The 12492-nt window shown below is 71.2% G+C and carries 12 protein-coding genes; 10 read left to right on the forward strand and 2 right to left on the reverse strand.

What is annotated here, in order from left to right:
* Nucleotides 1-9 precede the first annotated feature (9 nt).
* Nucleotides 10-2226 carry a serine/threonine-protein kinase gene (locus ACIQZN_RS23075; protein WP_403996937.1) on the reverse strand — a complete coding sequence of 739 codons (2217 nt, stop codon included), beginning with the start codon at nt 2224-2226 and terminating at the stop codon, nt 10-12.
* Between the two features lie 177 nt (nt 2227-2403).
* Entirely contained in the window at nt 2404-4134 is a 1731-nt protein-coding gene (locus ACIQZN_RS23080) for a chitinase (RefSeq protein ID WP_403996940.1), read from the reverse strand.
* Nucleotides 4135-4463: 329 nt separating this feature from the next.
* Here ACIQZN_RS23080 and ACIQZN_RS23085 point away from each other — a divergent pair, with 329 nt between their 5' ends.
* The 10 genes from ACIQZN_RS23085 to ACIQZN_RS23130 all read left to right on the forward strand — a co-directional run bounded on the left by ACIQZN_RS23085 (nt 4464) and on the right by ACIQZN_RS23130 (nt 12468).
* Entirely contained in the window at nt 4464-5300 is an 837-nt protein-coding gene (locus ACIQZN_RS23085; protein WP_403997175.1) for a hypothetical protein, read from the forward strand.
* 66 nt (nt 5301-5366) lie between these two features.
* Nucleotides 5367-6080, forward strand: a complete 714-nt coding sequence (gene cpaB / locus ACIQZN_RS23090; protein ID WP_403996943.1) for a Flp pilus assembly protein CpaB — start codon at nt 5367-5369, stop codon at nt 6078-6080.
* A 7-nt stretch (nt 6081-6087) separates the two neighbouring features.
* Nucleotides 6088-7335, forward strand: coding sequence for a CpaE family protein (locus ACIQZN_RS23095; protein WP_403996945.1), 1248 nt, complete (start codon nt 6088-6090; stop codon nt 7333-7335).
* A 23-nt stretch (nt 7336-7358) separates the two neighbouring features.
* A complete protein-coding gene (locus ACIQZN_RS23100; RefSeq protein WP_403996948.1) occupies nt 7359-7769 on the forward strand; it encodes a TadE/TadG family type IV pilus assembly protein in 411 nt (136 codons plus the stop codon).
* The gene (locus tag ACIQZN_RS23105; RefSeq protein WP_403996951.1) at nt 7763-8131 is read left to right on the forward strand and encodes a TadE/TadG family type IV pilus assembly protein; all 369 of its coding nucleotides are present in this window, start codon (nt 7763-7765) and stop codon (nt 8129-8131) included. Before ACIQZN_RS23100 ends, ACIQZN_RS23105 begins: the two co-directional genes overlap by 7 nt.
* Before the next feature lie 45 nt (nt 8132-8176).
* Nucleotides 8177-9517: a CpaF family protein gene (locus tag ACIQZN_RS23110; RefSeq protein ID WP_403996954.1), complete on the forward strand. Its 1341-nt coding sequence runs from the start codon at nt 8177-8179 to the stop codon at nt 9515-9517.
* 35 nt (nt 9518-9552) lie between these two features.
* Nucleotides 9553-10491 carry a type II secretion system F family protein gene (locus ACIQZN_RS23115; protein ID WP_403996956.1) on the forward strand — a complete coding sequence of 313 codons (939 nt, stop codon included), beginning with the start codon at nt 9553-9555 and terminating at the stop codon, nt 10489-10491.
* Nucleotides 10492-10510: 19 nt separating this feature from the next.
* The gene (locus ACIQZN_RS23120; RefSeq protein ID WP_403996959.1) at nt 10511-11398 is read left to right on the forward strand and encodes a DUF5936 domain-containing protein; all 888 of its coding nucleotides are present in this window, start codon (nt 10511-10513) and stop codon (nt 11396-11398) included.
* Between the two features lie 195 nt (nt 11399-11593).
* Complete coding sequence (locus ACIQZN_RS23125) at nt 11594-11827, forward strand: hypothetical protein (protein ID WP_403996962.1); 234 nt, start codon at nt 11594-11596, stop codon at nt 11825-11827.
* A complete protein-coding gene (locus tag ACIQZN_RS23130) occupies nt 11824-12468 on the forward strand; it encodes a pilus assembly protein TadG-related protein (protein WP_403996964.1) in 645 nt (214 codons plus the stop codon). The genes ACIQZN_RS23125 and ACIQZN_RS23130 overlap by 4 nt, the downstream gene beginning before the upstream one ends.
* Nucleotides 12469-12492: the final 24 nt, after the last annotated feature.

The raw sequence follows: 12492 nt of genomic DNA on the forward strand, positions 1-12492 counted from the left end.
GAGTACGGGTCAGGCGGCCGAGGCGCAGATGATGCTGCGGCCCTGGTTGACCTGCCAGTACCAGAACCGCTCGCCGGGCCCCGCCGGACAGGTCCAGTTCTGGCCCTTCTTCGGGGCCCGGTAGAAGCCGGTGATCCGCAGGATCGACTGGCCCGCCTTGGGCACCTTCGACGCGTTGCAGCGCCACACCACCGTCAGGTCCGCGTTGGTCTCCCCGTTCACGTCGGCCGGGAAACACTGGCCCGCCTTGTACACCCGGTCCAGGCACAGCGTCCGCGTGATCCCGTCGTCGCCCGACCGGCTCCACCAGGTGAAACCGGCGCCCGTGTCGCAGGAGCCGGACCCGCCGGTGCGGGTACTCACCCGGTTGACGTGCATGTACGCGTTCGAGGCGGCGCACTTCACCCGGATCGGGCGGCTCGCGCTCATGTTGTCGTAGCCGTCGTTGTAGACGTCGAGGCAGTCGCCCGCGTGCACGGCGGCGAAGGCGCGGTCGCCGGAGTCCATGGTGGGGGTGGGGGTCGGCGTCGGGGTGGGGGTCGGTGTCGGGTCTTCCGTCACGGTGTCGTCGGTGTCGGAGCTGTCGGAGTCGCTGTCCGTCGAGCCGCCGCCGCTGCCCGATGTGTCCGTGTCCGTGTCGGCGGTCGTGCTGTCGTCCGTGTGCGTGCCCAGGTCGCTGCCCGAGGTGACGGAGCCGGACGCGCTGCCGCCCGACGACGAACCGTCCCCCGCCTTCTCCCACGGCTGCCATATCAGCAGCCCCGCCACGGCGACCAGGGCCAGCAGCCAGCCCAGGGCGGTGGCGCCGGACGACGACGAGCCGGTTCGCGGGCCCGCCGGGACGGGGGCCGGGGCGGGCGAGGTGGTCCGGGCCCGGGCCGCACGCTGGGCGCGCTCCCGCTCGGCGTGCTGCCGGGCCGCCCGCTCCTGCTCCGCGCGCTCGCGGTCGGCCCGCTCCTGGGCAGCCCGCACCCGCGCCACGCGCTCGGCCTCCAGCCGGGCGGCCTCGCGGCGCGCGGATTCGCGGCGGGCGGCCTCCGCACGCTCACGCTCCGCCTGCCGGGCCGCTTCGGCCTGCCTGGCCGCTTCGGCCTGCCGGCGGGCCACCCGCTCCGCCTCCTCGCGCTCCGACTGCTCCCGCTCCGCGCGCTGCCGCTCGGCCAGCTGGGCGAGGGCCGCCATCTCGCGGCGGGTGCGGTCGCGGTCGGCCCGGGCCTGCCGCTGCGGCGAATACACCAGCGTCGGGGGCGGCTTCGGGACGGCGCGCGTCCGCTGCGTCACCGTCGGGGCGTGCGACGGGCCGCCCGGGGGCCGGCCACCCGCCCATTCCAGGCCCTGGTTCGCGTACGCGTCGATCAGCGCCGTCCAGCGCGGCGGCAGCCAGCGCGTGCCGCTCGTCGTCATCGGCAGACCGGCCTGCTGTTCCCGGAAGCGGGCCAGCAGCTGGGCGGGGGTCGGGCGGTGCCGGGGCTGCACGGCCAGGCAGGGCCGGATCGTCGCGACCAGCTCCTTGGGCAGCCCGGTCAGATCGAGCTCGCCGCGCTGCACCCGGGCCAGCAGCCGCAGCGTGTCGCCGTCCGCGCGGTAGGGCGCCCGGCCGGTGGCCAGCAGGAAGAGCGTGGCGCCCAGCGAGTACACGTCGGAGGCGGCCGTGGACTCCTCGCCGCGCGCCTGCTCCGGCGAGGTGAAGGCGATCGTGCCGAGCGTGAGGCCCGTCAGGGTGAGGTCGCTGGCGTGCGAGATGCCGAAGTCGATGACCCGGGGCCCGTCCAGCGGCAGCAGCACGTTCTGCGGCTTCACGTCGCGGTGGACGATCCCCACCCCGTGCAGGGTGACCAGGGCCTCGGCGGTGCCGGCCGCGATCCACCGTACGGCCGAGGCGGGCAGCACCCCGCAGGAGCGGACCAGTTCGGAGAGCGGGGGCGCGGCGATGTAGTCGATGGCCATCCAGGGCCGCTCGGCGTCCGGATCGGCGTCCCGTACGCGGGCGGTGTAGGCGCTGTCGACCCGCTGGGCGACCGCCACCTCCCGGGCGAAGCGCCGCCGGTCCGTGTCGGCGACCCGGCCCTCCGCGAGGAGCGTCTTCACGGCGACGAGGTCACGGCCGCCGGCCCGGGCCAGATAGATCCGGCCCATCCCGCCGGACGCCAGCCGCCCGATCAGCCGGTACGGCCCGAGCGTCACCGGATCGTCCCCGCCCAGCGCTTCGATCCGCGCCCCGGCCATGTCACTCCCCCCGTCGCCCAGCACCGCGCCCCCAACGGTGCCACGTCCGGGCGCGCACAGCCATGCGGCAGGGCAACTCCCGTACAGGACTGTTGCTTTACCGGTATCGAGGACCGACGCCCGCACGCAGCAGCGCCGCCGGGGGAGCGGCGGCGCTGCTGGTCATGGGGAGGTGGTTTACGGGAGGCCGTGGACGTGCGGGCCGACCGCGTTCGACCAGGCGTTCCCGGCCGTCGCGTCCCAGTTGGTCGACCAGGTCATCGCGCCGCGCACACCCGGGTAGGTCTTCGACGGCTTGAAGCTGCCGCAGCTCGTGCCCTTGGCCAGGCAGTCCAGGGCCGCGTTCACGACGGACGGGGCGACATAGCCGCTGCCCGCGCCCCGGGTGGAGGCGGGGACGCCGAGGCCGACCTGCGACGGGTCGAGGCCGCCCTCCAGCTGGATGCAGGCGAGCGCGGTGAGGAAGTCCACCGAGCCCTGCGAGTAGACCTTGCCGTCGCAGCCGAGCATCGAACCGCTGTTGTAGTACTGCATGTTGACGACGGTGAGAATGTCCTTGATGTTGAGCGCCGTCTTGAAGTACTCACCCGCGGTGGACTGCATGTCGATGGTCTGCGGGGCCATCGTGATGACGAGGCCGGAGCCCGCCTTCTGCGACAGCGAACGCAGCGCCTTCGTCATGTACGTGGAGTTGAGGCCGTTCTCCAGGTCGATGTCGACGCCGTTGAAGCCGTACTCCTGGATCAGCGAGTAGAGCGAGTTGGCGAAGTTGGTCGCGGACGCGTCGCTGTTGACCGAGACCGAGCCCTTCTCGCCGCCGACCGAGATGATGACGTTCTTGCCGGCCGCCTGCTTCGCCTTGATGTCCGCCTTGAACTGGGCGACGGTGTAGCCGTTCAGGCCCGCCGAGTCCAGGTTGAAGGTGACGGCGCCGGGCGTGGTCGTCGCGTCGGCGAAGGAGACCGCGATGATGTCGTAGTTCGCGGGCACGTCGCTGAGCCTCTGGACGGTCGCGCCGTTGTTGAAGTTCTGCCAGTAACCGGTGACCGCGTGCTTCGGCACGGAGGTGCCCGGATTCGGGTTGGTGGAACCGGACTTGGCGGTCCGGCCGCTGACGGTCGCCGACTTCACGGACTCACCGGCCGCGTTGGTGGCGCTCACCGCGAACTGGTAGGCGGTGTCGGCCGCGAGACCGGTGACGGTCGCGGAGGTGCCGGTGGAGGTGGTCGCCTTCACGCCGTCCTTGTAGACGGTGTAGCCGGTCGCACCGGACACCGAGTTCCAGGACAGGTCGATGGATGACGAGGTGGTCGAGCCGACCGCGAGCCCGGCCGGGGCGCCGGGGATCGACGGGCCGGGGTCGGTGCCGCCGCCCCCGTCTGGGCCGGTCACCGAGAAGTCGTCCACGAGGTAGGCCGCCTGGCCGTACCAGCCGTGCGTGTACACGGTGACGGACGTGGTGTTCGCGCCGGTCGTGAAGCTGGTCTTCAGCTGCGTCCAGCCGGTGGAGCCGGGCGTCCACGTCGAGACGTCGGTGGTCCCGGTGCCGCTGGCGCCCAGGTACGCGTAACCGCCCTGGACCCAGGAGCTCAGCTGGTACGTGGAGTTGGGCTTGACGGCCACCGTCTGCGTGCACTTGGCGTTGTCCTGGCCGGCCGGGGTGGCCTTGAGGGCGGAGGTGCCGCCGTGCACGGGGGAGGAGACGGTGGTGCCGGAGTTGCCGGTACACGTCCAGTTGGCGAGGCCCGATTCGAAGCCGGCGTTCTTGGCGACGTTGACGTCGGCGGCCTCGGCGCTGGTCACGAGCCCGGTGAGGGTCAGGGCGCCGGCCGCGACGACGGCCACGGCGGAGCCGAGGACCGGGCGGGTGCGGCGTCTTCTGCGGCTCGGGGCGGGGAAACGATCCACTTGCTGCCTCCGGGGGGAGTCGGGGATGGCGGGGGGCGGCACGGGGGGTGCCGGGGTGTGGAATCGAGGAACGGTGGCCACCGCTGGCCGATAAACTGGTCCAGACCAATCAAGTTGTCAAGACCTCTGGCACTCTCCGGTCCCCCTGCGGCCGCCGACAACCTCATCACCCGTGCTCCGCGGGCTTCTTGAAAGTGTTCTCTGTCCTGCCGTACGTGGATAAAGTGCTCAGGCGGGAGCATCCGAGCGGAAGCACCCGGGGGAGCGAGTGCGGCCGGCGGTACGCGGCGGCCCGAGGAACGGGGAGCGGCGTGCCGACAGCCATAGCAGTGACCGGTCCCGGCCTCGTGCTGCCCCCGCAGGACCGCCAGACACCCCCGGCGGTCGTCCTGCGCGGCCCCGGCGAACAGTCCCTGGACCAGGCCCTGGACGACATGCGGCTCCTCCTGGAGCAGCACGGACACGTCATCGCCGTCTACCCGTCCGGCATCCCCGCCGCGCACGAGCGCCGGCTGCACACCGTCCGCGCGATCCTGGAGAGCGACCGGATCGCCCTGCTCAAATCGGAGCTGCCGCCGCTCGGCGTGGCCGTACTGGTGCGCCAGTTACGGCAGTTGTCCGTCTGCGACTTCAGCGCCGGCGTGATCGCCTCCGCCGCCAGGCTCCTGTCCCACTATGTGCACGCCGGGGCGCTGCTCAACTCCGTGACCCGGCTCGACCGGGTGCCCGTCAGCCTCAAGTCGCACGCCAAGTCCTGGGTCCCCGGCTCCCAGTTCGGCGTGCTCGCCAACCCGGCACCCCAGCTCGTCAGGGTCGGTACGGGTGAGCTGACCGGACCCCGCTTCGCCACGCATCTCCTGATCGCCCGGGGGCAGTCCCAGTCGGAGTGGGTGACCGGCGCGCTGGCCCAGGCGTGGCAGGTGCAGGCGGTGCACGAGGCCGTCCTGCCCGACGAGTCCCCCGGCTGGTGGGGCACCCCGAAGATGGTCGAGTTCGCGGCCTACCTGCCCGACATCTCACTGATCTACCAACTGGTCGCCTCGGTGCGCAGAGAGGTCTGTACCTGGTGCGGAAACGAACTCATCGGCGACCGCTGCGGCCTGTGCAACGCCCCCCTGCACCCGCCCGAGGACCGCACGCGCGGCCCCGCCGCCCTGAATCCCTGAGGCACCGGCACCGCCCCGCTCCGTACCGACCGTCGGCCCCCATACCCCAACGAGGTCGCTCCGCCCATGAATTCACGGCAACGCCGCGGCGTCATCCTGCTCGTCCTGTCGGTCCTGTGCGCCCTCGCCGCATTCGCCGGTGTGATCTCGGTGATCGGTGACGTGAACGCGAAGGTGGGCCCCGAGGTGACCGCGTACCGGGTGAAGACCACCATCGCGCCCTACAAGCCCCTGGAGGCCGACCAGTTCGAGAAGATCTCGATGCCCGAGCGCTGGCTCTCCAAGAGCGCCGTCACCGACCTCTCCGCCCTGCGCGGCAAGATCGCCGTCACCGAACTGCACCCCGGCTCCCTGCTCCAGGAAGACATGCTGGTCGACCGCCCGAAGCTGAAGAGCGGGCAGCAGGAGATCGCCATCATGATCGACGCGGCCACCGGTGTCGCCGGCAAGATCAGGCCCGGCAACCTCGTCAACATCTACGCCACCTTCGCCGGCCGCACCGACAAGGAGAAGCCCACCTCGCGCGTCATCGTGGCCAATGCGCACGTCATCGACGTCGGCCGGCTCACCTCCCTCGAACCCAAGCCGGAGGACCGCAGCGACGGCCCCACCGAGGCCGTGCCGATCACCTTCGCCCTGGACACCGACGACGCCCAACGCGTCGCCTACGCGGAGTCCTTCGCCGAACACGTACGCCTCGCCCTGCTCCCCGCCGACAGCCCGACCACCCTGCGCCCGGGCGAGGGCAGCTACGACCTCGACGAAGACAAGAACAAGTGAGGACCGGATGAGCACACGCATCCTCCCGGCCGTCGGTGACGCCGACGCCGCCCGCGCCGTCTCCGGGCTCCTCGGCCAGCTCCCCGACGCGGAGCCGGCCGCCCCGCTCGGCGACTCGACCTCACTGCTCGACACCCTCGCCCGGCTCGCCGCCGAATCCCTGGACGAGCTCCCCGAGGTCGTCCTCGTGCACGAACGGATCGGCCCCGTCCCGGCCCTGGAGCTGATCCGGGAAGTGGCCCTGCGCTTCCCGGCCGTCGGCGTCGTCCTCGTCACCGCCGACACCAGCCCCGGGCTCTACTCGGCCGCCATGGACTCCGGCGCCCGCGGCCTGGTCGGCCTGCCCCTCTCGTACGAGGAGCTGGCGCAGCGCGTCCAGGCCGCCTCCGGCTGGTCCGTGGGCGTCCGCCGCCACCTCGGGGCCGGCGCCGAGCTGCACACCGGCCCCGGCGGCACCGTCGTCACCGTCAGCGGCGCGAAGGGCGGCGTCGGCACCACCGTCACGGCCGTCCAGCTCGCCCTGGCGGCCGCCGCCTCCGGGCACACCGTCGCACTGGCCGACCTGGACCTCCAGTCGGGTGACGTCGCCTCCTACCTGGACGTGCAGTTCCGCCGGTCCGTGGTCGACCTCGCCACCATCCAGGACATCTCGCCCCGGGTCCTCCAGGACGCCCTGTACAACCACGAATCCGGCGTGGCCCTGCTCCTCGCCCCGGCCGACGGCGAGCGCGGCGAGGAGGTCACCGACCGCGTCGTACGCCAGACCGTCAGCGCCCTGCGCCACCGCTACGAGGTCGTGGTCGTCGACTGCGGTACGTACATGGACTCGGCCAACGCCGCCGCCGTCGAGATGGCGGACCGCACCGTGCTCGTCACCACCCCGGACGTGATCGCCGTCCGGGCCGCCAAGCGCATGGTCCGGCTCTGGGACCGGCTCCAGGTCCGCAAGGCCGAGGAGACCATCACCCTCGTCAACCGGCACACCCGCCACACGGAGATCCAGCCCGCGCTGATCGAGAAGATCACCGCCACCAAGGTCGCCCGGATCGCCGTTCCGGCCAACTTCAAGGAGCTCCAAGCGGTCGTGGACGCCGGGCGCCTCCAGGACCTGGACGCCAAGTCCACGGTGAAGCAGGCCCTCTGGGGGCTGGCCGGAGAACTCGGTCTGGTCAAGAACGCGGAAGTGGCCGTCCGAGGGGGCAGGCTGAAGGGTGAGCGCGGCCCGTCGGGCGGCCGGCGGGCGCGTGCGAAATGAACGCCGAGGGGGAGCGCCGTGCCATGAACCTCTTACGCGCAGACGTGCGCGGTGACGCCCGCTCCCGCTCCGACCGGGGCCAGACCGCGATCGAGTTCGTCGGCACCCTGCCCCTCATCCTCCTCACCCTCGCCCTGCTCTGGCAGGCGGGGCTCGTCTGCTACACGTACATCCTCGCCGGGAACGCCGCCGACAAGGCGGTCCGGGCCGCCGCCGTCGCGGAGGGCGACCCGGGGGCGGCCTGCGAACGTGCGGCGCGCGAGGACGTTCCCGGTGCCTGGTCGACGACGGTGTACTGCGGTGGCGGATCCGGCGAGCTGGTCACCGCGACCGTGCGCATCGACGTACCCCTCCTGTTCCCCGGGGCGTTCAGCGTGCCCATGCACGCCACCGGCGAGGCCAAGGCCAGGAACGAGCGGCGGGACGCATGGTGACCCGGCGCCGTTCCGGCTCCCCGCAGCGCGGGCAGGCCGCCATCGAGTACGTGGGCGTACTCACCCTGCTCCTCGTCGTCGCGCTGGCCGTGGTCCAGCTCGGCTTCGCCGTGTACGCCGCCCAGCAGGCGGGTACGGCCGCGCGGGCGGCGGCCCGGGTGGCGTCGACCGAGGGCCGGCAGGGCCGGGCGGGCGCGGTGGCCCGGGACTCCATGAGCAGCTGGCTCGCGGACGGGGCGACCGTCAGCACCGGGGCCGGCGCGGAATCGGTGACCGTCACCGTGCGGGTTTCCATCCCCGCTCTGCTGCCGATGTTCTCCTTCGGCTCCGTCGAGAAGAGCGCCACCATGCCGAGCGACTGACCCGGAACCGACCATGCGGCCACAGGAAACGAGGGAGTCGATCACATGAGCCTGCGGGCGCGCATCACCAGCCCCGAACCCGCGAACGGGATGAGCGAGGAGAGCCGGCTCGTCGGCGCCTACCGCGCCAAACTGCTGGAGGAGATCGACCTCGCCGAGATGTCCGCCCTCGCGGCGGCCGACCGCAGGGCCCGGCTCGAACGCGTCCTCGGACACATCATCAGCCGCGAGGGCCCCGTCCTGTCCTCCGTGGAGCGCTCGCAGCTGATCCGCCGGGTCGTGGACGAGGCGCTGGGCCTCGGCATCCTCGAACCGCTCCTGGAGGACGCCTCCATCAGCGAGATCATGGTCAACGGCCCCGAACAGGTCTACGTGGAGCGCGGCGGCCGCCTCGAACTCCTCCCGATGCGTTTCTCCTCCAACGAGCAGCTGATGCAGACCATCGAACGCATCGTCTCCACGGTCAACCGCCGCGTGGACGAGTCGAACCCGATGGTCGACGCCCGGCTGCCCTCCGGCGAGCGTGTCAACGTGGTCATCCCGCCGCTCTCCCTGTCCGGGCCGATCCTCACCATCCGGCGCTTCCCCCGTGCCTTCACGCTCCAGGAGATGATCGCGCTCGGCTCGCTGGACGAGCACATGCTGCTCCTGCTCGCCGGGTTCGTCCGCGCCAAGTTCAACGTGATCGTCTCCGGCGCCACCGGCACCGGCAAGACGACGCTGCTCAACGCGCTCTCCGGGCTGATCCCCGACGGCGAGCGCATCGTCACCATCGAGGACTCCGCGGAGCTCCGGCTCCAGCAGTCGCACGTCATCACGCTGGAGAGCCGCCCGCCCAACGTCGAGGGCAAGGGCCGGGTCACCATCCGCGACCTCGTCCGCAACTCCCTGCGCATGCGGCCCGACCGCATCATCGTCGGCGAGGTCCGGGGCGGCGAGACCCTCGACATGCTCCAGGCCATGTCCACCGGCCACGACGGGTCCCTCGCCACCGTCCACGCCAACAGCGCGGAGGACGCGCTGATGCGGCTCCAGACCCTCAGCTCCATGTCCGAGGTCGAGATCCCGTTCGCCGCGATCCACGACCAGATCAACAGCGCCGTCGACGTCATCATCCAGCTGACCCGGCACGGCGACGGCTCCCGCCGCGTCACGGAGATCGCCGTCGTGGACTCGTACGGCCGCGAGGACTACCGCATCGTCTCCGTCTGCCGCTTCGACGCCCGCCCGATGGCGGCGGACGGGCGCGTGTACGGGCAGTTCGCGTACTTCCCGGTGCCCCGCCGGATCGCGGACCGCTTCTACATGGCGAACGAGACCGTCCCTCCGGCGTTCGGGGTCGCCCATACGGACGAGCAGCTGCTCACCCGTACGCCCACGGCTTGACCCCCCACCCCCTCGCTCGGAAGGCGCTTCCCGACATGGACAACCTGCCGCTCCTGACGGTCGGCGTGACCCTGCTCGCCTGTGTGCTCGCCGTCATCGGTCTGCATGTCTTCGCCTCCGGCCGGGAACAGCAGCGGGCGCTCATCGACCGCCTCTCCCGGACTGGCCCCCTGGCGATCGAGGGGCGCGTCCGGCGCTTCCGGTCCGTCGACCGCAAGCTGCGGCGGACCGGCCTCGGCAAGCGCATCGAGCGGAAGCTCGCGGTCACCGGGCTCGACCTGACGCCCGGCGAGTACGCGGTGTACGTCGTCGCCGCCCTGCTCGGGCTCTACCTCGTCACCGCGGCCGTCTTCGCCTCGTTCTTCGGGCTCCTCGCGGTCCTGATCGGCGCCTGGGGCGGCAACGCCTTCCTCAACTGGCAGCGCGCCAAACGCACCGAGGCGTTCATCAGCCAGCTCCCCGAACTCACCCGCGTCCTCGCCAACGCCACCCAGGCCGGACTCGCCCTGCGCACCGCGATCTCCATGGCCGTCGAGGAGCTGGACGACCCCGCCCACGAGGAACTGCGGCGCGTCGCCGACCGCCTGGCCATCGGGCACTCGCTGGACGACGCCCTCAACGAACTCGTGGAGCGGCTGCCCTCCCGGGAACTGACCGTCCTGGTCTCCACCCTCATCCTCTCCAACCGGGCGGGCGGCACCATCGTCTCCTCGCTGCGCAACCTCACCAACACGCTGGAGGAGCGCAAGGAGACCCGGCGCGAGGTCACCACCCTCCTGTCCCAGGTGAAGGTCACCGCCGTCGCCGTCCCCGTCCTCGGGCTGCTCTTCCTGCTCCTCATCAACACCATGAGGGGCGGCGCACTGGACGACATGGCCGCCGCGACACCCGGCCGCATCGCCATCGTCGTCGCCGCCGGGCTCTACGCCCTCGGCTTCTTCCTGATCAACCGCCTCACGCGCGTCCGCATCTGAGGGCCGGAAGGACACCCACATGGAACTCCTGCTCGCCGCCGTCATGGGGCTCGCCGTCCTCGGCGTCTTCCAGGGCATCCGCATGTACCGCGCGGACGCCAAGCTCCCCGGCGACCTGGCCCTCGCCCTGGAGGTCGGCGCCAGCCGCACCAGCGCCGCCGGGTCGGCCATCGACCGCGTCGGCATGCGGTACGCGCCGCGGGTCCTGTCGCTGATGGGCCCCCGGCGCGTCGACCGCATCCGCCGGAAACTCGACATGGCCGGCAACCCGCGCGGCCTGACGGTCGACCGTTACGCCGCCCGGCGCGCGGTCTTCGGCGGGCTCGGCATCCTGGCGGCCCTGGCCATGCTGATGAACGGGCAGGTGGTCCTGGCCGTCATCCTGCTCGTCTACGGCCTGTTCTGGACGGACGTGATCATCCGGGCGGCCATCGCCCGCCGCAAGGACGACATCGAGCGCACCCTGCCCGACTTCCTGGACGTCCTCGCGGTCGTCGTCTCGGCCGGACTCGGCTTCCGGCAGGCGCTGGAGCGGGTCTCGGAGAAGTACACCGGGCCGTGGTCCGACGAGCTGCGCATCACGCTGCGCCAGATGGACATGGGCGTCAGCAGGCGCGACGCCTTCGACCAGCTCCGCCGCCGCAACGACTCCGAACAGGTCTCGATGTTCGTCTCCGCGCTCCAACAGGGCGAGGAGCTGGGCGCGCCCATCGTCGACACCCTGATCCAGATCGCCAACGACATGCGCCGCACGGACGCCCAGAACGCCCGCCGCAAGGCCGCCAAGGCGGTCCCGAAGGCAACGCTGATCGTCACGAGCTTCATGCTCCCGGGCACGATCATCCTGATCGCGGTCGGCTTCTACTACGCGGCGAACGTGAACATCAATGAGATCTTCGGCAGCTGAGCCCGCGAAGTGCCCTCCCCAGAGGTCCATTTGTGGGACATTCGGAGTTGAGGGGGGCGGGAGGGGCGGCATGGCTGAAAGCGATACGTCTGACGAGCCCCAGGAGTGGGAATGGGCCCGGCAGCCCACGACGCGGGACTTACGGATCATCGTCGACCGATTCCCGGTCGGTCGAACCTGGAGGGGGACATCGCCATGAAGGACATCGCGCTCAGGGCGGTGGTGCGCACGCAGACTTATGTGAACCACTGGGCGCACACCACCGTGGACCGCATGAAGCGCCGGAAGGACGCGGGGCAGGGGGCTATCGAGTATGTCGGCATTACGATTTTGGTGGTGGCGATCGTGGTCGCCTTGCTGAACACGGACTTGGGCGCCACCATCGGGAACAAGTTCACGGCGAAGATCAACTCGGTTCTCAACAGGTGATTGTCCGGCGGAAAGCCGAAGCAGGGCAGGCCGCGCCGCTCTACATTGCGGCGGTGGCGGGTGTGCTCTTCGTCGCGCTGGTTCTATTCGCGTTCGGCGAAGCCGATATTCGGCGGAATGGCGCACAGAGTGCTGCCGATGCCGCCGCACTGGCGGCTGCCAAGGAATCGCGCAGCCGACTGGAGCCGGATCTGAAGGCACACCTCACGGACCCCGAATACCTCGAATCCGTGTTTAGCGCCTCCTACCTCGGGGGAGCGGACGATGCTTGCCGGAAGGCGTCGGACTTCGCTGCCCGGAACAAGGCGGGCAGCGTCCGATGCCGTCCACTGGCCGATGGCAGATGGGGCTACGAAGTCCGTCTGAAATCGGCCAAGGGAATGAGCACGGACATCGTGCCCGGCACGGAAGGCAGGAAGGCGGAAGCCATGGCCGTGGCCGTGATCGAGCCCCGTTGTGCCTTCGTCCCGGCCGAGACCGCAGCCCCCGATGCCGACCCGGGCGCGGACGCGGATCCGCCATCCGTGTCGATCGGCAGGATCCACTGTGACGGCGGCCCGGATTGGTCGGTTGACCCGGAGGACCCGACGCTCGTGCCGGACGTGGCCGACCTCTTCACCGTACGCCTGGCCGAAGACTGACTGAGACTGACCGCAAAGGATAGG

Origin of the sequence: Streptomyces sp. NPDC097595 (assembly GCF_044761525.1) — a bacterium.
In the GTDB taxonomy this organism is placed as follows: domain Bacteria; phylum Actinomycetota; class Actinomycetes; order Streptomycetales; family Streptomycetaceae; genus Streptomyces; species Streptomyces drozdowiczii_A.

Excerpts from the sequence above, each read along its gene's own strand:
- ACIQZN_RS23115 (WP_403996956.1), top strand. The coding sequence starts at position 9,553 with ATGGACAACCTGCCGCTCCTGACGGTCGGCGTGACCCTGCTCGCCTGT.
- ACIQZN_RS23120 (WP_403996959.1), top strand. The coding sequence starts at position 10,511 with ATGGAACTCCTGCTCGCCGCCGTCATGGGGCTCGCCGTCCTCGGCGTC.
- ACIQZN_RS23110 (WP_403996954.1), top strand. The coding sequence starts at position 8,177 with ATGAGCCTGCGGGCGCGCATCACCAGCCCCGAACCCGCGAACGGGATG.
- cpaB (WP_403996943.1), top strand. The coding sequence starts at position 5,367 with ATGAATTCACGGCAACGCCGCGGCGTCATCCTGCTCGTCCTGTCGGTC.
- ACIQZN_RS23105 (WP_403996951.1), top strand. The coding sequence starts at position 7,763 with ATGGTGACCCGGCGCCGTTCCGGCTCCCCGCAGCGCGGGCAGGCCGCC.
- ACIQZN_RS23095 (WP_403996945.1), top strand. The coding sequence starts at position 6,088 with ATGAGCACACGCATCCTCCCGGCCGTCGGTGACGCCGACGCCGCCCGC.
- ACIQZN_RS23100 (WP_403996948.1), top strand. The coding sequence starts at position 7,359 with ATGAACCTCTTACGCGCAGACGTGCGCGGTGACGCCCGCTCCCGCTCC.
- ACIQZN_RS23075 (WP_403996937.1), bottom strand. The coding sequence starts at position 2,226 with ATGGCCGGGGCGCGGATCGAAGCGCTGGGCGGGGACGATCCGGTGACG.
- ACIQZN_RS23125 (WP_403996962.1), top strand. The coding sequence starts at position 11,594 with ATGAAGGACATCGCGCTCAGGGCGGTGGTGCGCACGCAGACTTATGTG.